Annotated in this window: 19 protein-coding genes; 7 read left to right on the top strand and 12 right to left on the bottom strand. The window is 39.0% G+C overall.

The annotated features are described in order from the left end of the window. Nucleotides 1-48: 48 nt before the first annotated feature. Nucleotides 49-597 (bottom strand): rubrerythrin family protein, encoded by a 549-nt coding sequence (locus BP861_RS05150; protein ID WP_292373202.1) that lies wholly within the window; start codon nt 595-597, stop codon nt 49-51. 159 nt (nt 598-756) lie between these two features. Then, nucleotides 757-1,056: an Hsp20/alpha crystallin family protein gene (locus tag BP861_RS05145; protein ID WP_292373200.1), complete on the bottom strand. Its 300-nt coding sequence runs from the start codon at nt 1,054-1,056 to the stop codon at nt 757-759. A 353-nt stretch (nt 1,057-1,409) separates the two neighbouring features. Between BP861_RS05145 and BP861_RS05140 the strand changes: the two genes are divergently transcribed. Continuing rightward, nucleotides 1,410-1,736 carry a phasin family protein gene (locus BP861_RS05140; RefSeq protein ID WP_292373198.1) on the top strand — a complete coding sequence of 109 codons (327 nt, stop codon included), beginning with the start codon at nt 1,410-1,412 and terminating at the stop codon, nt 1,734-1,736. Between the two features lie 41 nt (nt 1,737-1,777). Here BP861_RS05140 and BP861_RS05135 read toward each other — a convergent pair whose 3' ends face one another. Both BP861_RS05135 and BP861_RS05130 read right to left on the bottom strand, forming a co-directional pair. Further along, nucleotides 1,778-2,044: a hypothetical protein gene (locus BP861_RS05135; RefSeq protein ID WP_292373196.1), complete on the bottom strand. Its 267-nt coding sequence runs from the start codon at nt 2,042-2,044 to the stop codon at nt 1,778-1,780. Nucleotides 2,045-2,251: 207 nt separating this feature from the next. After that, entirely contained in the window at nt 2,252-3,271 is a 1,020-nt protein-coding gene (locus tag BP861_RS05130) for a chromosome segregation ATPase (protein WP_292373194.1), read from the bottom strand. 216 nt (nt 3,272-3,487) lie between these two features. Here BP861_RS05130 and BP861_RS05125 point away from each other — a divergent pair, with 216 nt between their 5' ends. The 4 genes from BP861_RS05125 to BP861_RS05110 all read left to right on the top strand — a co-directional run bounded on the left by BP861_RS05125 (nt 3,488) and on the right by BP861_RS05110 (nt 8,222). Beyond that, nucleotides 3,488-4,531, top strand: a complete 1,044-nt coding sequence (locus BP861_RS05125) for a helix-turn-helix transcriptional regulator (protein ID WP_292373192.1) — start codon at nt 3,488-3,490, stop codon at nt 4,529-4,531. A gap of 395 nt (nt 4,532-4,926) precedes the next feature. After that, nucleotides 4,927-5,430 (top strand): amino acid-binding protein, encoded by a 504-nt coding sequence (locus BP861_RS05120; RefSeq protein ID WP_292373190.1) that lies wholly within the window; start codon nt 4,927-4,929, stop codon nt 5,428-5,430. 26 nt (nt 5,431-5,456) lie between these two features. Continuing rightward, the gene (locus tag BP861_RS05115; protein WP_292373188.1) at nt 5,457-6,452 is read left to right on the top strand and encodes a homoserine dehydrogenase; all 996 of its coding nucleotides are present in this window, start codon (nt 5,457-5,459) and stop codon (nt 6,450-6,452) included. Between the two features lie 63 nt (nt 6,453-6,515). Next, nucleotides 6,516-8,222, top strand: a complete 1,707-nt coding sequence (locus BP861_RS05110; protein WP_292373186.1) for an ATP-dependent DNA ligase — start codon at nt 6,516-6,518, stop codon at nt 8,220-8,222. Nucleotides 8,223-8,633: 411 nt separating this feature from the next. Here BP861_RS05110 and BP861_RS05105 read toward each other — a convergent pair whose 3' ends face one another. From BP861_RS05105 to BP861_RS05085, 5 genes are all read right to left on the bottom strand, one after another. Beyond that, nucleotides 8,634-9,623: a NosD domain-containing protein gene (locus tag BP861_RS05105; protein WP_292373184.1), complete on the bottom strand. Its 990-nt coding sequence runs from the start codon at nt 9,621-9,623 to the stop codon at nt 8,634-8,636. A gap of 786 nt (nt 9,624-10,409) precedes the next feature. Beyond that, complete coding sequence (locus BP861_RS05100) at nt 10,410-10,748, bottom strand: hypothetical protein (protein ID WP_292373182.1); 339 nt, start codon at nt 10,746-10,748, stop codon at nt 10,410-10,412. A gap of 123 nt (nt 10,749-10,871) precedes the next feature. Further along, complete coding sequence (locus BP861_RS05095; protein WP_292373180.1) at nt 10,872-11,279, bottom strand: hypothetical protein; 408 nt, start codon at nt 11,277-11,279, stop codon at nt 10,872-10,874. A gap of 322 nt (nt 11,280-11,601) precedes the next feature. After that, complete coding sequence (locus BP861_RS05090; RefSeq protein WP_292373178.1) at nt 11,602-11,940, bottom strand: DUF948 domain-containing protein; 339 nt, start codon at nt 11,938-11,940, stop codon at nt 11,602-11,604. Between the two features lie 58 nt (nt 11,941-11,998). Beyond that, nucleotides 11,999-12,898, bottom strand: a complete 900-nt coding sequence (locus tag BP861_RS05085; RefSeq protein ID WP_292373176.1) for a zinc-dependent metalloprotease — start codon at nt 12,896-12,898, stop codon at nt 11,999-12,001. Nucleotides 12,899-13,330: 432 nt separating this feature from the next. On the opposite strand from BP861_RS05085, the gene BP861_RS05080 reads away from it, so the two are divergent. Next, entirely contained in the window at nt 13,331-14,158 is an 828-nt protein-coding gene (locus tag BP861_RS05080) for a helix-turn-helix transcriptional regulator (protein ID WP_292373174.1), read from the top strand. A gap of 14 nt (nt 14,159-14,172) precedes the next feature. On the opposite strand, the gene engB is transcribed toward BP861_RS05080, so the two are convergent. The 3 genes from engB to BP861_RS05065 all read right to left on the bottom strand — a co-directional run bounded on the left by engB (nt 14,173) and on the right by BP861_RS05065 (nt 17,890). Next, the gene (gene engB, locus BP861_RS05075; protein ID WP_292373300.1) at nt 14,173-14,802 is read right to left on the bottom strand and encodes a GTP-binding protein EngB; all 630 of its coding nucleotides are present in this window, start codon (nt 14,800-14,802) and stop codon (nt 14,173-14,175) included. A gap of 147 nt (nt 14,803-14,949) precedes the next feature. Next, nucleotides 14,950-15,927: a DHHA1 domain-containing protein gene (locus BP861_RS05070; protein WP_292373172.1), complete on the bottom strand. Its 978-nt coding sequence runs from the start codon at nt 15,925-15,927 to the stop codon at nt 14,950-14,952. Nucleotides 15,928-16,294: 367 nt separating this feature from the next. Then, a complete protein-coding gene (locus BP861_RS05065) occupies nt 16,295-17,890 on the bottom strand; it encodes a BatD family protein (protein ID WP_292373171.1) in 1,596 nt (531 codons plus the stop codon). A 463-nt stretch (nt 17,891-18,353) separates the two neighbouring features. Between BP861_RS05065 and BP861_RS05060 the strand changes: the two genes are divergently transcribed. After that, nucleotides 18,354-19,154 (top strand): Nif3-like dinuclear metal center hexameric protein, encoded by an 801-nt coding sequence (locus BP861_RS05060; RefSeq protein ID WP_292373169.1) that lies wholly within the window; start codon nt 18,354-18,356, stop codon nt 19,152-19,154. Nucleotides 19,155-19,163 lie beyond the last annotated feature (9 nt).

The raw sequence follows: 19,163 nt of genomic DNA, 5'->3' as shown, positions 1-19,163 counted from the left end.
CTTTGAATAGATTCATCGATCAATGAGTATTCCTTGAAATCTCTAGTTTTATTTAAATTCAGTAAATTTGTCTTTTAATGCATTGCACACGGGACATCTGTCGGGTGCTTCTCCTTCAAGGGTATATCCGCATACTTCGCAAACCTGGATCGGGCCAAGTTCAATGTCTTTTCCTAAGTTAACCTGCTCGAATGCTCTTTCAAAAAGCTCTTTGTGCAGTTTCTCACTGGCATATGACCATTCAAAACTTCTTTGTGCGCCTTTTTCTCCCTGGAATTTTGCTACCTCAATGTATACAGGATACATTTCCTCAATCTCATATGTTTCACCAGCAATAGCAAGTTTGAGGTTTTTCTTTGAGTCCCCAGGGCCAAAAGTTGCCATGCTATTTGCGACAAATCCCCCTTCAAGATGTCTTAACTCTCGGTAATGGTCTCCTGCATGTATATATTCAGCGTGGGCAATTGCACGAAATAGTCGGGCTACATTATTATATTTTTCTTTTTCTGCCTGGTTTCCAAAATGTAAATACCTCATATGTGCCTGACTCTCTCCTCCGAATGCGTTGATAAGATGTTGTTCTGTCATCTTTTTCATTTAAAAACCTCTTTTTAATAAAAATAAATTTTTTATACCCTGAGAGCTTACGCAGTTGAGGAACAAAACCAAGTATGAAGGCTTATTAATATCTATTTTAAACCGTTTGAAGTTTAATTTGGCTGATTTCTTGGCTCAACTGCGTGAGTCCAAGTTTCCTTACTCGATTTTTACATCCACAGCATTTTCAAAAGGTTGCTGATAAGGTACTGTGACTTTAAGTATACCATTTGAGTATTTGGCTACTGCTTTTTCCGGAACTATCGGGCAGCAGACTGCGTAACTGTCCACATATTCGATTCCTTCCTTGGTGGCCCTTACATAAAAGCCGTCCTCTGTGATCTTAAAAGAAATGTCTTGCTTTTCTACTCCAGGAAGAACTACCTCAATTTCAAGATTTTCGTATTTGTCGTCAGGATATGCACATATAGAAGGTGAAACTTTTATAGTATCTGCCATATCATTACCCCCAAATAACATTATTAATTAATATATTTATACATTTTCTTTCGGTTAAGTAATCTATTAATGTTAAAATGACTACTGAAATGATGTATTTATCTTGGCTTTATCTCTTTTTATATAAAACACTAAAATAATGTATATACTGAAAAAGGTTATATGATACAGATCTCACATGATACAGATCTCACAAACATATTACAAAAAAGATTATATGTTACTTTCTCACGTAGGGGATCAAGTAGGGGAACTTTTAATAAACCCCTAGGATCATATCAATTAATTATTTTTATGTAAATTGTTTCATGTGAGCTTTTTCAGATTGATAATTTAAAAGCGAGTGTTTGTACATGAGGGAATCCGTCAGAAAATTAGGGCTTATAGGAGCCGGCCTCTGGGCAATAACCGAAGATAAGGTAAATGATCTTGTAAAGGAGCTTGTTGATAAAGGAGATATCAGTAAGGAAGAAGGTAAAAAAGCTGTCCAGGACATGCTTGAAGAAAGAAAAAAACAGAAGCTTGATCTTGAAAAGAAAATCTCTGAGAAGATCCAGGAATCGATCTCAAAAACCGATACCTTTACTAAAAAAGATATGCATGAGCTTGAGTCCAGGATAAAAACCCTGGAAGAAGAAATCCAGAGAATCAAAAACAAAGAAAAGATGTTCTTTAAGTGAAAAAGACTTTTTAGCTACTTTTCACTTCTTTCCTTTCCATTTCATAATTCTTCAATTACTATATCTTCTTCAGGGCTTGCGGTCTCAAGCAAGTCCTCAAGCTCTGCCATATCAGAATCAAGCTCCTGGATTTCTGTCTGTGTAAGTCCTATTCCCATATCTGTAACTGGTGCCCCATCCTCTACCTCGACGGCGTTTGAGTTTACCCCTGACTTTTCTATTTCAGACGTATTGTTCCCTATACAACCGGATCCTGCAAGCCAGACAATTAAAGCTGACAGTACGAGCAGGTGAGCTAATTTAACCATTTTATTCCTCCTTAATTTTATTTTATTCATTCGATATATTTTCTAGTCTCATCTCCTGAGATAGACTTTTCCCTTTTATTCAAATCTTTAATTCTTTTCTTTAATTCTTTTCTTTAATCTTTTATGGGAATAACACTTACAATCTCTTTACTATTAACTGTAACTGTTGTATTTTCATAATTATTAATGCAGTTTTCAGGCTGCTTTTTATTTTGATTCCGTTAGATTTTTAGCTTCAGTTCTGTTACCCTTTTCGATTTCATGACCTTTGAGCTCGCCGAAAATTTCCCTGAGTAACTTATTAGCCTTGTTTATATCATTGAGGGATTGACGAAGGTAATTATTCGCAGTTTGCATATCTTCCCTGGTGACGTTCTCACCATTGTAAATGGAATCTGCAAATTTTTTCTTCTCCTGCACGGATTTAATATAAGAAGTATAACTGGCAAGTTTAATCTCAAGTTCAGATGTGTCAACACCGGTTTCTTTCAGGTCCTCGACTTTTACTTCAAGTTTTTCAGAAAGGTTTTCGGAGTCTTCGAGAAATTCCCCTATTTTCTCACTTACAGTCTGCCCTGCGCTTGAAAGGCTGATTTTCTCAGCATTATTCCATATTCCACGTACGGACTTGACCACGGCTAAAAGCTCTTCCTGGCTTGATGCGCTTGCAATGTTTGTCTTCTCAACTTCAAGCAATTTAATTTTTTCATCTATGGCAGTGATTTTTTCTTCGGTTCCATTTCCATTTGAGTATGCCATATTGCTATTTACATTTGAAAGGTGAGCTATCATATAGTTAACACTTGAGTTAAGATAGAGCTTTGTGGCATTTAGAGCCTCTTCGGAGTTAGGGTTAATTTCTTCTTTACGAATACTGTCCCTTATTTTTAGAAAATCCTCTTTTGCTTCCTTATATTCTTGCTTATGAAGCTGGAGTTCTTCATGTAACTGTTTTCTTTCCGCTTTGTATTCGGTAACTTTATTTCGGTTTTTTGCGCTGAAATTCTTCTGTTCTTGTTTCATATCGGATTCATAATTTTTGGTCTCGCCCATCTTATCAGTTTCATTGTACGAAACGAGGGCATTTTCACGCATATGTTGATTCGAATTGGCGTTTCCGTGTTCAGAAGAGTCTCTAGCAGCAAGGGAGCCTCCTGGCAGCAAACTGAGTAAGGTTAATATGATCGTAAAACAAGCCAGATCTCGAATAATTCTCGATTTTTTCATCTGACTGCCTCCCTTTATAAGTTATTACAATGTTATATGAATTAGGTACATATAAGTATTCTTTTTGAAATTAATCTTATTAACAGGCAGATCTGGATTTTTAAGCTTCATACACTCCCTGATTCCTTGATAAAGCTTTAATATCTATCTATTATTTTTCGTAATCCTCTGTCATGGAAAGTAAAAGATTTATGCTAAAAGCCCATTTAACATTGCGTGAATTTTAGTAAGCTCTGCAGGTTCGCACTTGTCTTATTTCTCATTGTAGTCCTTCAGGGAAATGCAATTGCGGCCAACATTCACGGGACAGTCTATGAGTGGTCTACTTTCAAGCCTCTTAATAACTCAGTTGTAGAGATTAATTCTACTCCGGAACAGAACTTTATTGCAACGGATTCTGAGTATTCTTTCAATCTCACTCCCGGAACCTATACGATAAATGCAAGCTATCTCGAAGGAAATAAAGTCGTTTATACAACCCAGGAAGAGGTTGTTATTTCAGGTGAAGGAGAGTATGTACATGATCTTCTCCTCTTTCCCCCTTCTAATGAGGAGCTTCTGAACCAGGATTATTTTGAGGTTCCCGATTTGGAATATGAAGAGACAGGGCCTGTATCGCAGGAAAATTCTCAATATGCAGCTTTAGCTCCTGCTTTCCTTGATCTCGTAGTCCTACTAGTCGTCTTATTGCTGGGAGGCTACTTTTTAGGAAAGAAAAATGGAAAATTAACAAAGTCTCATTTTACTGATAGATACCGAGAGCCGTACTTGCTGGAGGCTCAAACTCCCATAACGGATGCAACATTTTCTGAAGAGGCCGAAACTGATTCAGCCGAAAACACAATTGAAATTTCAGAACTGAGCTCTAAACAATTTACTGAACAGTCTGAAGGGACGTTTGATACTGGCAAATCTTTGCAGCAGAATAAGTCTACAGAAGAGACTCAGAATATCTCGAATTCTTCTTTCCATGAGAAGGAGCCGAATAAATTGAGTTCCGAGGCTAAGGAACATTCAAAGCTCAATCTTCCTGAGGATCTCAAAGAAATTCTGGATATGGTTCGAGCTAGCGGAAATCGGATTACCCAAAGAGAACTGCGAAAAAAATCTCCCTATTCGGAGTCCAAAGTCAGTCTTATGCTTTCGGACCTTGAGGAACGCGGGCTAATCGAGAAATTCAAAAGAGGGAGAGGTAACATAATCCGTATTCCAGACGTGCACATCTCCAAGCAGACCAAACATGAAAACAAGAAAGATTAAGCGATATCGTACTCTATAAAGTCTTTTTTGAAGGGCAATAAACAGTAAACTATATAACTTAATTCATCTACTAAACAGCAGAAAGGGTTAACAATGTTTGGAGTACGCAGTACATTTGGATGCCCTTTTTGATCTCTTATGCCTCAGAAATTGCTTGGCGAATATAAATTTGCTAATATCAAATTAGACTAACAGGACTCCAGATCCTTGCTTCAAGGGAACGGATTTGAATCTAGGTTCGTGAAAATCAGGTTCAAGAGACTCGATAGCTGGATTGAAATCGGATACTCTGATATACCACTTCAACCCTGACAGTAAGCTGCCGAATATGAATTTGTAGATTGGTATATCATTTAAATTGCACAGGAGATCCTTAAAAAATTACGAGGTACAACATGCGAGTTTCCATGGACATTGAATTAAAAGATGTACCAGGGCAGATGCTCTTAGCCCTCCAGCCCCTTTCAGAATGTAAGGCTAACCTGATAACAGTAGTACATCATCATCAGAAGAGAACTCCCAGAAAAACGGTGCCTGTAAAGCTTATACTTGAAACCAGGCCTGAAAGTATTGAAACAATAAAGGCCAAACTTGAAGAAAACGGAATTAGAGTAGTAAGAGTCGGAGAACACCGTTTCAGGGAAAGCATAAACGTAGTGCTCATAGGGCATGTTGTCCATACAGGGATTCAGGATACGATTGATGAGATTGACAGGACAGGGTTTGCTGAGGTTGTCGATCTTTCACTTTCCATGCCCGGTATTAATATGCTTTCTTCAGCCCTCATGAAAATCGATGCTGTTGGTAAAGAGGATTTGCAAAAGGCACTCGCTATCCTCAAAGAAGTCTCGACAAAAAAAGACCTGCTTATGGTTCTTCCAATTGATATCCAGGCCTGAAAAATAGTTTTAGGAGATTTGAAAACATGAAAACAGTGTACTGTTCCATTCACGGGTTCGGTGCAATCGGACAGGGTGTGGCCGAAGTACTCCTTAGGAAAAAAGAGTATCTGGAAAGTCTCGGGCTGGAAGTAAAAGTGGTTGCTGTTGTGGACTCAAAGGGTGCAACCTTAAATCCTGAGGGTGTGGACCTTGCTGACTGCCTTGCCAGGAAGAGAACAGCTGGAACGGTAGCCTTGGAGAGTATCTCCGGAGTTGAGATCATCCAATCCGTAGACCATGATCTCGTAATCGAGACCACTCCTACGAATATACGAACCGGTGGAGTAGGTCTGCAGAACATGCTTGCAGCCTTCCAAACAGGGAAAGACGTTATTACCTCCAATAAAGGACCTCTTACCCTTAAGTATAGGGAACTCATGGAAACCGCAAAGGCAGCAGGCTCGCACTTCAGGTTCGAAGCAACTGTAGGCGGCTCGATGCCTATTATCAACTTGGCAAACGAGGTGCTTGCAGGCAATAAGATTAAAAGCATCAAAGGAATTCTGAATGGAACCTGTAATTATATCCTGACAAGAATGCTGGAGGAAAGGGCAAGCTACAATGACATTCTTGCCGAATCCATGCAACTCGGGATTGCTGAAACCGACCCCACATATGATGTGGAAGGAATTGATACGGCCTGCAAACTCGTCATTCTCGCCAATGCAATTTTCGGACTTGATGTTACTTATAACGACGTTGATGTTACGGGAATCACGAAAGTTACGCCTGAAGCCCTTGAAATGGCTTATGAAAGAGGGCATGTAATCAAACTCATAGGAGAAGTCAGCAAAGAAAGGATTCATGTAGCTCCCAGACTTGTACCTATCAACCATCCCCTTGCAGTCGGAGGAACCTTGAATGTGGCGTCGGTAGAAACCGAACTTGCAGGAGAAATTACGGTTACGGGTAAGGGTGCAGGCCCGATTGAAACCGCAAGTGCAATTCTTAGCGATTTGATCGCAATTTACGGGAATTGATAGATTAAGAATTCAGGTTTTGCCCCGAGTTCGGAAAAATAAAATTAAAAAGCTGCGTTGATCATGACAAGTTTCAGGGAATTTGCAGAAACCTGCCAGGCTATTGAAAAAATCTCAAGTACTATTGATACTACAAGTCGGGTTGCTGGCCTTCTTAAAAAGGTTGATGTAGAAGAGCTGCCCATTGCAACTCATTTTATTATGAGTGAGGTTTTTCCTGCCTGGAGTGGAGAGCAATTGGGAATTGGCACGAGCCTGTTGTATGTTTCCCTTTCCAGGGCCTCCGGAATGCCAGTAAAAAGTATAGAATCTCTTATTCGGACTACCGGAGATATAGGGGACACAGCCCTTCTTATCCTCAAGGAAAAAAGGAAAAATCAGGTCACTTTTTCCTCTTTCTTCGAAGAGCAGCCCGAGCTTTCAATAACCGAAGTTTATAACCGTTTTAAAATCGCCTCCGAAGCCTCAGGGAAAGGCTCACAGGACATTAAGATAAAGAACCTTCAGTTTCTTTTCAACTCATCAACCCCAAGGGAAGCAAAGTATATTTCCAGGCTTGCGCTTGAGGAGCTCCGTATAGGTGTCGGGGAAGGGGTTGTAAGGGATGCAATTGCAAAAGCTTTTTCCGTGCCTGTGGATGTGGTTGAGCATGCATTTATGGTTACAAACGACCTGGGAATAGTCGCTGCAACTGCCAAGGAAGGCGGGGTGGAAGCCCTGGAACATCTGGGAATTGAAATCAACCGCCCAATAAAGATGATGCTCTCACAGATTAGCCCTGACATAGTTGCCGACATAAAGGAAATGAAGGAGGCTGCAATCGAATGGAAATTCGATGGGGCAAGAGTCCAGGTTCATAAGGCTGGAAATTCAGTTACGCTTTTTTCACGAAAGCTTGAAAATGTTACAAATTCCCTCCCTGACCTTGTAGAGATAATTCGCAAACATGTGAAGGCCGAATCCGCAATCCTTGACGGAGAAGCCGTCGCAGTGGACGAGGATGGTAAGCCCAGGGCATTTCAGGAGATTCTTAAACGTTTCCGGCGCAAGTACGACGTGGAGGAAAAAGCTCTTGGCATCCCTATTCAACTCAACCTTTTTGACATAATGTACTTAAACGGAAAAACGCTGATTGACCTGCCTCTGATTGAGCGGCGAAAAGCGCTTGAATCCTGCGTTGAAAGCTCGGTTGAGGATTCAAAATCCATCTGTGTGGACAAACAGGTGATAACCGGAGATCTCGAGCTTATAGAACAGATCTATAGGGACGCCTTAGAAGCCGGTCATGAGGGCGTTATGGTCAAAAACCCGAATTCGTTTTATTCCCCCGGCAAACGCGGCAAAAACTGGCTGAAGAAAAAGCCTCTTATGGAGACCCTTGACCTTGTAATTGTTGGAGCCGAATGGGGCTTTGGCAGGCGTGCAAATCTCATAGGCTCTTACACAGTTGCCTGTTATGACCCAGAAACCTTGCGTTATCTTCAGGTCGGCAAGGTGGGTACGGGCCTGACCGATGACCAGCTAAAAGAGCTCACAGAGATGCTTTCCGGGCTCATGGAAGGTGGAGAGGCAGGCGGGGTATTTGCAATCCGGCCGAAAATAGTCCTGGAAATCGCCTTTGAGGAAATCCAGAAAAGCCCCAACTATGACTCCGGCTTTGCGCTGCGTTTTCCACGCTTCATCCGTATCCGGGATGATAAAGACCCTGAAGAAGCCGACACAATCCAGCGGATAGGAAAGGTATACAGTCAGCAGTTGAAAAGGCTGTAAAAGTTGGTGGCTGTAATAGATACTATGGATGCCGTTTTTTGCGGTAATCATATAATCTTTTTAATATTATTTTAATACTGTTTAAAGCTTTTATCTTCTCTGTCTGGTAAGTACTTTCTTTTTGGTTAAAAATGAGAATTTGTTTGTCAATATGTATTTTCCGATCATTTTCTATTATCATATATTCGATTGACTGTTCTAAATACGAGATTCAAAACTCAGATTTTGAGTTTCGGGATAGGCTCTACAAATATTTTTTCCCTTCAGCTACTCCAGATGGGAACCCAACAGATATTGCTGGAAACAATATGATGAAATATCGTCAATAAATCTTTCTAAGATATTACAGAATAAAAGGAAGAACTAGATAAGTTTTGAGAAAAATCATACATTTACATACGAAATATAGTATTATTTAAGATGTTGACTATAAATGCTTTTACCAAGAATTAAGGCTATGGTTATAATTGTAATAATTGTCAGTACCGAGCCTTGAAATGGCAATTCTTGAGCTAGACCGTTTATTGTATTGTTTTCTGGATCAACAACATGAATATCTTCTTTACCATTGGAATTCGCAATATTACCAGTTAATATATTGTTTCTACTGGAGTTATTGATATTTATACCATACTCCGCATTATTTGAGACATTATTATAGTCTAATCTGTTATCTCTTGATTCTATCAAAAATATTCCGTTATTGTTGTTAAAATTTACAGTATTACTATCTATAGTGTTCTCTGTACTATTTTCGAGATCTATGCCACTCCAGTCTTCCTTGATGTTAGATGACTTTTTAATATTGTATAATTCTTCCAGAGATGGTTGTTCTTCAACTCCACAAAACGCGATTTCTTCATTTTCGCGTTTCTTTATATCGTCAGAGCTGTAAATAACAAGAATTGGTTTTCCATCTACTGTTTTGTTAGTTAGCTCAATTGCATAGTAAATATTCCCTACCTCGATATGTCCGATAAGAGCCTCATTCGACACAGCAAATCCTGCACTACTATTTTCTTCTCCAATAATTTTTCCACGGTATGTATTAATTTTCGCTGCTGGTATAGTATAAGTTCCAGTTTCGTTTTCTATCAAAACCTTAGCATCATCATTTGCAATGTGAGTATTCTCAAGTTCCAAGTCAAACTCTTTTCCAAGCAATTTCAGCTTTACTTTGCCATCGGCAACGTCCTCTAAAAAGACTTCTGGATTTGCAGTAACTGTTTCAAAATCGTCTAATATTTTGGCAAAACGAAGAGAATTTTTGTCACAGCTTACATTTTCCAAAATATCTGACCTGGAATCAGTTGCCAGTGCTGTTCCTGACAAAACTAAGGTACTCACCAGCAATGCTAAAGTAAGCAAAACATATTTTCTAAACTTTATTCCTATTGTCATTTATTTCACTCCTTGTTATTTTTCTCAAGGAGGCAGGATCCGGCAAACCTTAAGTATTCTTAAAGCTATCATTTCCCTGCCTCAGGGCATGTGGAGTTCCAATCTACTCTGGAAGGTTTGTTTGAGCTCCACATTCAAAATCAGTTTTAATGTTCTTCTATACATTTATTAAGTTGATGAATTTTAACCAATCTGATTAACATTCATTAAACCGACACTTTTTTCATTTAGAATTATGACGTTTCAGGGTTTGAACTGACAAAGTAACTTTTACCTAATTTTTAACAAAAAATCTCAATGTTCATCTCTCACTAAGCAAGAAAGTTCGCAAAATGAATACCAAGGTACGTGCCCCAACAGGAAATAAAAACATATATTGTATTAGAGGAATTCAATAAGAAAGAAGAAATAAGAAATAAGAAAAAATCTGTAGATGCGGAGACGGGAAATGAATAGCTTTGAAATTTATAATGAAATGGAAGATAATCTCCAGGCTATTGAGTGGGGAGAAAGGCTTTTTGGGTATTATAAAAGGGAGGCAGGGTTCACAAAAATATAATAGACTCCAAGTGCGTCAGTGAAAATAGGCAAATATATTATTGATATACAAACTAGTCTAAGAATTCAAAGATATGCTCGTTTCCGTGCCTATCTTATTTTTCCAAAGTAGTCAACACCAAGTGCTGTAACTGCACAAACACTAAATGATCTAGTTTCGGCGCTACAAAGTTACGGCCCATACTAACTTATGAAAAATATCAAGATCTTATATTCCATGTTCACTGATTAGTCAGCAAATTCACAATGCATATCATAATACTCATTATTAACTTTTATATAATTAGTTCCATTATTGGATGAGATTTTTCCAAACTCCGATATATTTTCATGGTAGTTGGAAGGAACCTTAATGTCTTTTCCTGGGTTCATCACCGCTTCTTTAACACCGGGATATTTCTCAAGGTCTTCTAAACTGAACTCTGTATATTTCTCTGGTGGATCCTGAAGTTTATCTGCCCTGACATACATACCTGCTCCAGGCTGATAAATCACTAAAAGGAAAACCAGAAATAGTGCAAGAACTCCAAAAGAAATAATCATTAAAGCTGTTGTTGTTGATTTCATATAATCCTCTTCAAGCACCCATAAAATAAAAATTAAACTGTCAACGTGCAACATAAATAAAATATTCTAAACTGTTTTGGGCTCAAATTAAGAATTTCTACAAAGCCAATAGTTGTGTTTCTATTAAATTTGGAGTCTGTCAATAAAAATAGACTCATTTACTACTAAGATGTGCAAGCTAGTCCAGGGATTCAAAGACATGCTTTCTTCCGTGCTTATATTATTTTCTAAAGTTGCCTTTATCGTATAATTATTTTTATTTAATGGAAAAGTCATCTTGGACAATAACCATAAACTTTTAGATTCTTTTGCTTTTTCGTGAGGAGACAGTTTATAATTCTCTTCAAATATTGGTTTGCTATTTGAATCAACTATTTTAATAAGTACTATGTGATTAGTTTCATCTCCATTCTCGACAGAAAAAAAAGATGTAGGGGGACCCATGAAAACATATGGCAGGAGTATAAAAAATCCTGCTAAAATCAGAAGAGCTATTCCTAAGTAGCGAAGTTTTTTATTGACTTCTTCCATGTTCCCACCTGATTCCTTTATATAGTTATTAATGATCTATTCCATAATCTACGGTGTTACGACAGGAAGTACACCATATATTTGTACCCTGTTGAGCATAAACATAATTCATTATGCATTCTGGATGGAGCGAAGAATTTTGATCATCTGCGTCAAAATTATGAGAGACCTCATGCTGAACTATACTCTCATGAGGCCAGTCAACACCAAGTGCTGTAACTGCACAAACACCAAATGATCTAGTTTCTGTGCTTTGTTTCTGTGTTTTAACATTGCAGTCTATAATTCCGAAATACCAAAATTCTGTATCCCGCTTCATCGATTAGTCAGCAGATTCATAATGGATATCATAATACTCATTATTAATTTTTATATAGTTAGTTCCATTATTGGATGATATTTTCCCAAACTCCGATACATTTTCATGGTAGTTGGAAGGAACTTTAATATTTTTTCCTGGATTCATCACCGCTTCTTTAACACAGGGATATTTCTCAAGATCTTCTAAACTGAACTCTGTATATCTCTTTGGTGGATCCTGAAGTTTATCTGCGCGAACATACATACCTGCTCCAGGCTGATAAATCATTAAAAAGAAAACCAGAAATATTGCAAGAACTGCAAAAGAAATAGCTGCTAAAGCTTTTGTCATTGATTTCATATAGCACTCTCCAAACAATCATAAAAATAAAGTGTAGGATTTTATCCTACATGAAAAATTAAAAATGATTTCTATTGGTTTCAATGGTTTGATCGCAGCTACTGCACCAATTTTCAGTTGTCATCATCTCGCCGTAAGTCATTATACAGGAGGGACCAAAAGTTCCATGATCTGGGCAACCATAGTTGTGTGATGCTTCATGTTGCCCAAGGTGCCAATCCCAGTCTGCAGTGATCTGATGTTTCATTATCCATGCATCTCCTCCATTATGATTCATCGATTCACTCCGACCTCTTTTATCCATACTTTGATCGGTAAAAATAGCAAGCATATCCATGCCTTGATGGTTAGAATTCCACCCTGATTCACTTTGTGCTTCAGCGAGAAGTGCGCTACTACTATCCTCACTGTCAGTACTATCCCATGTTGAGTATTTACCTACCACAAAATTTATATTATGATCATTATAGAATGCATCATCGGCACCTTCAATGGTGTTGTATGCTTTAGTTTGCCAATTACTTCCAAAAGTGCTCCTATATTCTTCATCTGCGATTATCCAAACATTAACTGTATTTGTCGTCGTTGTTTGTGCAATTGATGATTGTAGATTAACAGCTTTTGATGAGATATTTCCTACTATTATTTTCTTTATGTCCTCAGGATAATTAGCAGGAAGATTTTCCAAGTCCTTGGAGTTTTCAATTTTCACAGGTTTAATCTTTAGATCTTCCTCTATCATTTTTCTTACTGTTTCGTTTTTCTCAGCGAGGGCACGACGTTCATCACCACTAAGCCGATTTAATTCGTCACCCTTCTCGAACCAAGGGTCTCCAATAGATTCATTTTGACATCTTTTTGCAGTATTATCTGTTGCACTTACAGCTGGTACAAGTATCACGTTCACCAGCATTATCGCCAAAAGAATTGTCTCTGCTTTGAACTTCTTTATTGTCACTTATTTTTGCCTCTTCTCTTTACTCCCGAGGCAGGATCCGGCAAACCTTAAGTATTCTTAAAGCTATCATTTCCCTGCCTCAGGGCATGTAGGGTTCAAATCTACTCTGGAGGGTTTGTTTGAACTCCACATTCAAAAGTAGCTTTAACTTTCTTCTATACATTTATTACGTCGACGAATTTTCATCGATCTGATTAACATTCATTAAACCGATACTTTTTTCATTGAATATTATGACGTTTCAGGGTTTGAACTGACAAAGTAACTTTTACCTAATTTTTAACAAAAAATCTCAATGTTCATCTCTCACTAAGCAAGAAAATTAGCGAAATGAACACCAAGATACGTGTCCCAACAGGAAGTAAAAACATATATTGTATTAAAGGAATTCAATAAGAAAGACGAAAAAAATCTGTAGATGCGGCGACGGAATTGAATAGCTTTGAAATTTATAATGAAATGGAAGATAATCTCCAGGCTATATATAGGTCAAGACTTCTAACCGAGATACTTCTGTCATTGAACGAAAGCAGCAGAAAACTTCCCCAACTGCGTGAAATTACTGGAAGTACGTCCCAGGCAATAATTCCAAAGCTAAGAAAACTGGAAGAAGATCATCTAATAGAAACAAAAGAACGTGAGTATTGCCTAACTCCTATAGGAAAAATTGTGGCTTCTGGAGTAGCTGACTCTTTTGCAACATTTGGGACAATTAATAAATTCAAATATTTCTGGTCTAAGCATTACATGGAGGGAATTCCCACCTCATTGCTAAAAGAAATTGGATGTCTGTATAATTCTAAAGTTATCTATGACAGAAGAACAAAAATCCTTAATGTTTACAGCAATCAGTTAAAAACAATTAAAGAGGCAGATCATATATACGGCATATCATCCGTAATAACTGAAGGATACGCTGATTCCATCTCGGAAAGAGTGAAAGAAGGAGTTCCTGTTAAGCTTATAGTCCCTCTTCATGTTGCAGAAGAATTAAAACAGTCACCTTATACCGAAAAACTGGAGGTACTGAAAAGTTATAAAAATTTTCAGTTAATATCTAAGAATGAAGGCCTTAAAATGGGGCTAATTGTTACGGATAAATGCCTGGCCTTAAGCCTGCACAAGAAAAGCGGCATTGAGTATGACATAACCACAGGTTTGTTTAGCTCTGATCCAAAGGCTATTGAGTGGGGAGAAAGGCTTTTTGAATATTATAAGGTCCACTCAGAAGCGAAGTTATATGGTAATTATACCTTATGACGAGTTTTTTCAAATCAAACATACTTAAACAGATCATCTCTTTTCATTTCGTGCAGCCTGTCCCGAAGCAGGCCCTTTAACGCTTTCAGGTCTCCTTTTTTGGCGCTAATAGGAGCTATTATATGCTTCCAGTTCTGCCAAGGAGGCTCAAGTTCGAGGCGGGCTGCTATCTCGTCAAGAAGAGGATCATACTCGTTCTCTTTTACTTTATCCATCTTGTTTGCGGCAATAATTGTGTCAATCCCGACTTCCCTGAGGAAATCAAACATCTCAACGTCTATAGGAATCTGGTCCCTTGAGTCCCAACGGTCTACAATCTGCGGGAAAGCCGGCCCGTCTATTACAAGCACTCCTAGCTTGATCTTTTTGGCATTGTCTTCGATATAGTGCACGGTTTTGTCTTTTACAATATCCTGTTTTCGGTCTTTTACTCCACTCATGAAGCCGAAGCCAGGCATATCCGTGATAAGCAAGTCCGAGATCTGGGCGTGTGCAGGGCGCAGGGTAACCCCAGGGCGTTTTCCAACTCTTACTTTCGCCCCGAAGAGTTCTCTTAGCAGGGAAGATTTACCTACGTTTGAGCGGCCTACAAAGATGATCTCAAAACTTACTCCGCCTTCGGCTGCATTCTTACTGATTTCCATTGTTTTTACCTCCAAGCCTTTTAAAAAAACTGCTTGACTGCAAACCTTTTCAAAAAAGATTTGATCGAAAACGTCATTGTCGGCGTGATAAACCGGCGCAACGGTTTTGGCCAAGCGGCGCTCCGGTTGCTGTGTTTCCATTGTTTTTTACCCATGTGCTTTCCCCAGTTTCTTATCAAAAGCCCTGAGGAATGCATTGAGGGAATCTTCGGGAATTCGAGCGCCTGCTGCAAGAGGATGTCCCCCTCCACTCCCTCCAAATTTTGAGGCAACTGAACGGAGAATCTGGTTTACGTCGATCTCTCCTCTGGAGCGGATACTCAGGTCATAAGCTCCATTTTTCTCTCGATATTCGGCTGCAATCCCCACTTCCCGCCTGCCGTAGGAGGCTGCGTAGATCGCTGCCTTTGAGATGGAATTATTTGTATTTACAACATACGCGCTGTTTTCTAGGACTTCCACGTTTTCCTTAACAAAAACTCTGATCTTTTCCTCATTGATTGCGGCTTCCCTGGCAAGCTCAAGAAGCTCTGGGATATTTGAAGGGATGATGTCCTTTGAGAGGGGTTCAAGCAGTTTTCTTTTGAATTCGTACTCTCTTCCTTTATAAAGTATAGCCTGTGTAAGGGTTCCGGCCTGAAAATAAAGATTCCTTTTATCCCAGTCTTTGACCCAGCTCTCTACATGCGGAGTATTGTCGCAAAAATCCCCAATCGCTCCGTAGATTGCTATCCTACGCATATCTCTGTTTAATCGTTTTTCAAAGAACCTGTAGGTCAGTTCGGATGAACAGACTTCGGTATTATGGTAGAACCAGTTTTCTTTTTGACAGCTTTCCGGGAGAGGGTGGTGGTCTATGTAATAAAGGTTGCATTTTTCCGCAAGTTCGTTAAGTTTTGCATGGACTTCAGAGCAGTTCCTTTCATCGATTGCAATATCGCAGATTATAAGGGTTTTCACATTCTCTATAAGACTTAATTTGTCAAGAAGGTTAACCGGATTGGTAAAGTACACATAAGCATCCGGATAAGCAGTTTTTGCAATTGCACCTGAGCAGATCCCATCTGAATCTCCGTGAGTAAAAATTAAAGTCTTAGCTTTAAACCTGTTCTGGAGTTCTTTCATGTTTTGCTTCCTTTTCCCGAAAAGCGATTTTCTTTTCTAACGGCATTACTGAGCCCCTGTTTTGCTTTCAGATTTTTTTCTTTCAAACTTTTATGTTACTTCTAACATCGAGTTTTTCCACATTCGGAAGATCACAGGCATATTAATTTCATGTTTTTTAATTTGTTTTTATTAAAATAAATCTTAAGGTAAAAAGAAGTTCGTATTAATATCTTAATTTTGAAGGATAGCAAGAAAGTTCAGACCTGACTGTGAAAAAAACAATTAGAAGACAGAAAAGTAGCGAAGAAAATCCAGTTATTTTGAGCGTAGCGAAAAGAGCTCCGTCCTCTTGAGACGGAGCTCGGGCGAGTTATTCATCAAGTTTTCAGGTTTTCTTACTTCTTAGAAGGCATGTAACTGCGAGAAGTCCTGCTATGGCAAGGGCAGGGCCAAACCCTGGAGTATCTTCAGAATTTTCATCTTGCACCTGAACTGAGGATTCATTTTTTTCCTGATTGGAGTCCGTTTTTCCCTCTGATTGTTCGCTTCTTCCCTCAAGGGAAATCGGTACTCCTACATAAACAACAGGAGTGTCCGAAATAACCTCTCCTGAGTACTCATCAAGGTCGAGAAAACTTGCTTTGCAGGCAGGCAGTTGGATTTCTCCTTCTTTATGCATCTGCAGGATATAGGTTACTGTTTTTGAATCGCTATTCTTTCCTACAATCTGCTTGAAACTGGTTTCTCCGCTTATTAGTTTAGCTTCCGGAGGTACGGTGTCGGTTACTGTCACACTTGAATCAACATTTCCGGTATTTTTTACAGTGATTGTTACAGTCAGTTCATCTCCGGAATTTAGTTGCTGCTTGTTAATGGTTTTTGTAACTGAAATTTCAGGCCCATAAATTTTCACCTTTTCTGAATTATTGGAACCCGCTTCTCCATCCTGCCCATTAGGAAGGATAAAGGTAGCCGTTGCTTTTGGGAAGGTGAATTCTCCCGGTTTTTCAGGAATCAGGTTGTACTCAAAAACCCTTTCAGCTAATTCTCCGGATTTAAGGGAAAGGGTCTTCTCTAGCACCGCGTCTTTTTGAAGATGTGTTTCGGGAGCGATCGAATCCTTAAATTCGATATCATCTAGGTCGCAGAGCCCTTCATTCCGGACATTGACCAAAACGTGGATAGGCTTTCCCATGTGATTATTTTTTGTAATAAGCTTTGAAATAACAAGGCCCCATTTTTTTTCTATTTTTATGACTTTGAAACCTACGTCTTCGTATTTCTCGTCCCTAACATCCACGCACGTAATTTTTGCAGTTATATTAAGGTCAGTGTCTTCCCATGGTTTAGGAGCTTTTACTGTAATATTCACAGGTTCAAGAGTCTCGTCTTTAAGGACTTCTCCAAGTGTGTATTTCGTTTTTCCTTTTAGGACTTCCATTCCGGCAGTATCGATTGTTAGAACAGCCTTTTCAGCTTTTGCGTCTCCATCGTTTTTAATCTTTATCGAAACATCGATTGCGTTGTCTCCAGTAGATTTTGAATCATATGTATCTTTTTTAGTTTCAATGTCTATGTCAAACTCTGGTTCTCCTTTTATAAGAATATCCAGTTTAGCATAAGGGTTCCAGTTTCCTGTCTTGAACTTCTTTCCATCTCTCTCAATAGTTTCATAATTTGGATCTACTTCCTGGGCGTAAACCTTTATCCTGTCGTCATATACAACTTCCAGGCCTGCTGAAAGCGGAGAGGTCTTCAGTTTCTCCCCATCCTTTGAGATTGAAATAAACATCTGTCCTTCATCGTTGAAATCTTCTGCCTTTATAACATAGTCATTAACTGTTACTGTGTCCCCCCAGTACAGTGTTGTCCCATCCTGTTTCTCTACCCACTCGATGTCTTCTTCCGCAAGAGAGGTTATTGAGAAAGCTGAAACGAAGAAAAAGGCAAGTAATGCAATCAGTGCAAGCTTCTTATCCATGGTTACCTTCCTTTAACTTGATACTTGTAACGGATCTGCGCACTGGAAGCATACATTTTGAGCTGCTGTAATGGCTACGGCTCTTTATATTTCCATATATAACTTATATAATTATTAACCGTTTATTTATGACTGATACAACTGTATGACACCAGCCATATTTAACTATTTGATGCATTGATTTTGCCCCAGTACTCCCCTATGTTTTACATCTTTCAAACTCATTATTATTTATTAAATCTAATTCTATTGTTCATCAGAAATTTGTCTAAACTCTATAAGTTATCTCGGCATAAGATATTTTAATTTTTTGTACTGTTTACAATCTCAAATAAACTTCTTATATCAGAGTCGTTTTCTTTTTAAGGCTGCATGCTCCTTCAAGGGTAAGGAAAGGAAGTCTAGGAAATCTCCAAATCTAATCAAGAAGTAGCAGTCCCTTTCTGGTATCGGAGTTTTTTCCATGGAACTTATAAAAGTTGTAGAAATTCTCAAAGAAATTGCGCCGCCTGAACTTGCTGAAGACTTTGATGAAGGCAGGATAGGGCTAATTCTGAACCTGGAAACTAATATAGAAAGAATTGCAGTCGCCCTCGATGCCAATTCTTATGTGATTAAGAAAGCTGCGGAAATGAGAGCAAATCTTCTGGTTACCCACCACACCCTTATCTTCCACCCGATAAATAAAGTCTCAAAACCCCTAGCTGAATCCCTTAGGTTTGCCCTTGATAACGAGATATCCCTTTACAGCATGCACACAAATTACGATAGGGCCGAAGGAGGCATTAATGATGTGCTTGCTGCAAGGCTTGGGTTAAAGAATATTGAAAATGTGGAATTTGGCAGAATAGGGGAGGTCGAACCCTGTACTTCGGCTGAACTGGCTTCTCATGTCTCGGATACCCTGCAAACTCCTGTCATGTATGCCGGAGAAAAAGAGGGTATAAAGCGGGTAATGGTTGTTGGCGGCAGTGGCTTTGCGACTGAATTCCTTGAAATTGCTAGGATAAATGGAGTTGACGCTTTCATATCTTCCGAACTTAAGCATAACATTCTCCGCGAGTATGAGGACCTATGCCTTATTGACGCCACCCACTATGCCACGGAAAATCCAGGCATGGAGGCTTTATGCTCCAGGTTGCGCGAAATTTCCGGGCTCGAGGTTGAATTCATCGAACAGCCTTCCGGACTCAAGGCAATAGACTTAAGGCAACAGATAAAACCTGAACATCTTTCTGAAACTCTCCAAAATGAAAGGGCCTGAATAAACTCT

Origin of the sequence: Methanosarcina sp. UBA411, from assembly GCF_002495725.1 — an archaeon.
Classification (GTDB): domain Archaea; phylum Halobacteriota; class Methanosarcinia; order Methanosarcinales; family Methanosarcinaceae; genus Methanosarcina.
Note: the sequence above shows the minus strand (reverse complement) of the source record. Positions and strands in the feature narration are given on the sequence as shown.

Bases quoted from the DNA above. Each gene is read 5' to 3' on its own strand.
- BP861_RS05105 (WP_292373184.1), bottom strand. From the start codon at position 9,623: ATGACAATAGGAATAAAGTTTAGAAAATATGTTTTGCTTACTTTAGCA.
- BP861_RS05110 (WP_292373186.1), top strand. From the start codon at position 6,516: ATGACAAGTTTCAGGGAATTTGCAGAAACCTGCCAGGCTATTGAAAAA.
- BP861_RS05130 (WP_292373194.1), bottom strand. From the start codon at position 3,271: ATGAAAAAATCGAGAATTATTCGAGATCTGGCTTGTTTTACGATCATA.
- BP861_RS05150 (WP_292373202.1), bottom strand. From the start codon at position 597: ATGAAAAAGATGACAGAACAACATCTTATCAACGCATTCGGAGGAGAG.
- BP861_RS05090 (WP_292373178.1), bottom strand. From the start codon at position 11,940: ATGAAATCAATGACAAAAGCTTTAGCAGCTATTTCTTTTGCAGTTCTT.
- BP861_RS05145 (WP_292373200.1), bottom strand. From the start codon at position 1,056: ATGGCAGATACTATAAAAGTTTCACCTTCTATATGTGCATATCCTGAC.
- BP861_RS05095 (WP_292373180.1), bottom strand. From the start codon at position 11,279: ATGGAAGAAGTCAATAAAAAACTTCGCTACTTAGGAATAGCTCTTCTG.
- engB (WP_292373300.1), bottom strand. From the start codon at position 14,802: ATGGAAATCAGTAAGAATGCAGCCGAAGGCGGAGTAAGTTTTGAGATC.
- BP861_RS05070 (WP_292373172.1), bottom strand. From the start codon at position 15,927: ATGAAAGAACTCCAGAACAGGTTTAAAGCTAAGACTTTAATTTTTACT.
- BP861_RS05115 (WP_292373188.1), top strand. From the start codon at position 5,457: ATGAAAACAGTGTACTGTTCCATTCACGGGTTCGGTGCAATCGGACAG.
- BP861_RS05060 (WP_292373169.1), top strand. From the start codon at position 18,354: ATGGAACTTATAAAAGTTGTAGAAATTCTCAAAGAAATTGCGCCGCCT.
- BP861_RS05100 (WP_292373182.1), bottom strand. From the start codon at position 10,748: ATGAAATCAACAACAACAGCTTTAATGATTATTTCTTTTGGAGTTCTT.
- BP861_RS05140 (WP_292373198.1), top strand. From the start codon at position 1,410: ATGAGGGAATCCGTCAGAAAATTAGGGCTTATAGGAGCCGGCCTCTGG.
- BP861_RS05120 (WP_292373190.1), top strand. From the start codon at position 4,927: ATGCGAGTTTCCATGGACATTGAATTAAAAGATGTACCAGGGCAGATG.
- BP861_RS05065 (WP_292373171.1), bottom strand. From the start codon at position 17,890: ATGGATAAGAAGCTTGCACTGATTGCATTACTTGCCTTTTTCTTCGTT.
- BP861_RS05135 (WP_292373196.1), bottom strand. From the start codon at position 2,044: ATGGTTAAATTAGCTCACCTGCTCGTACTGTCAGCTTTAATTGTCTGG.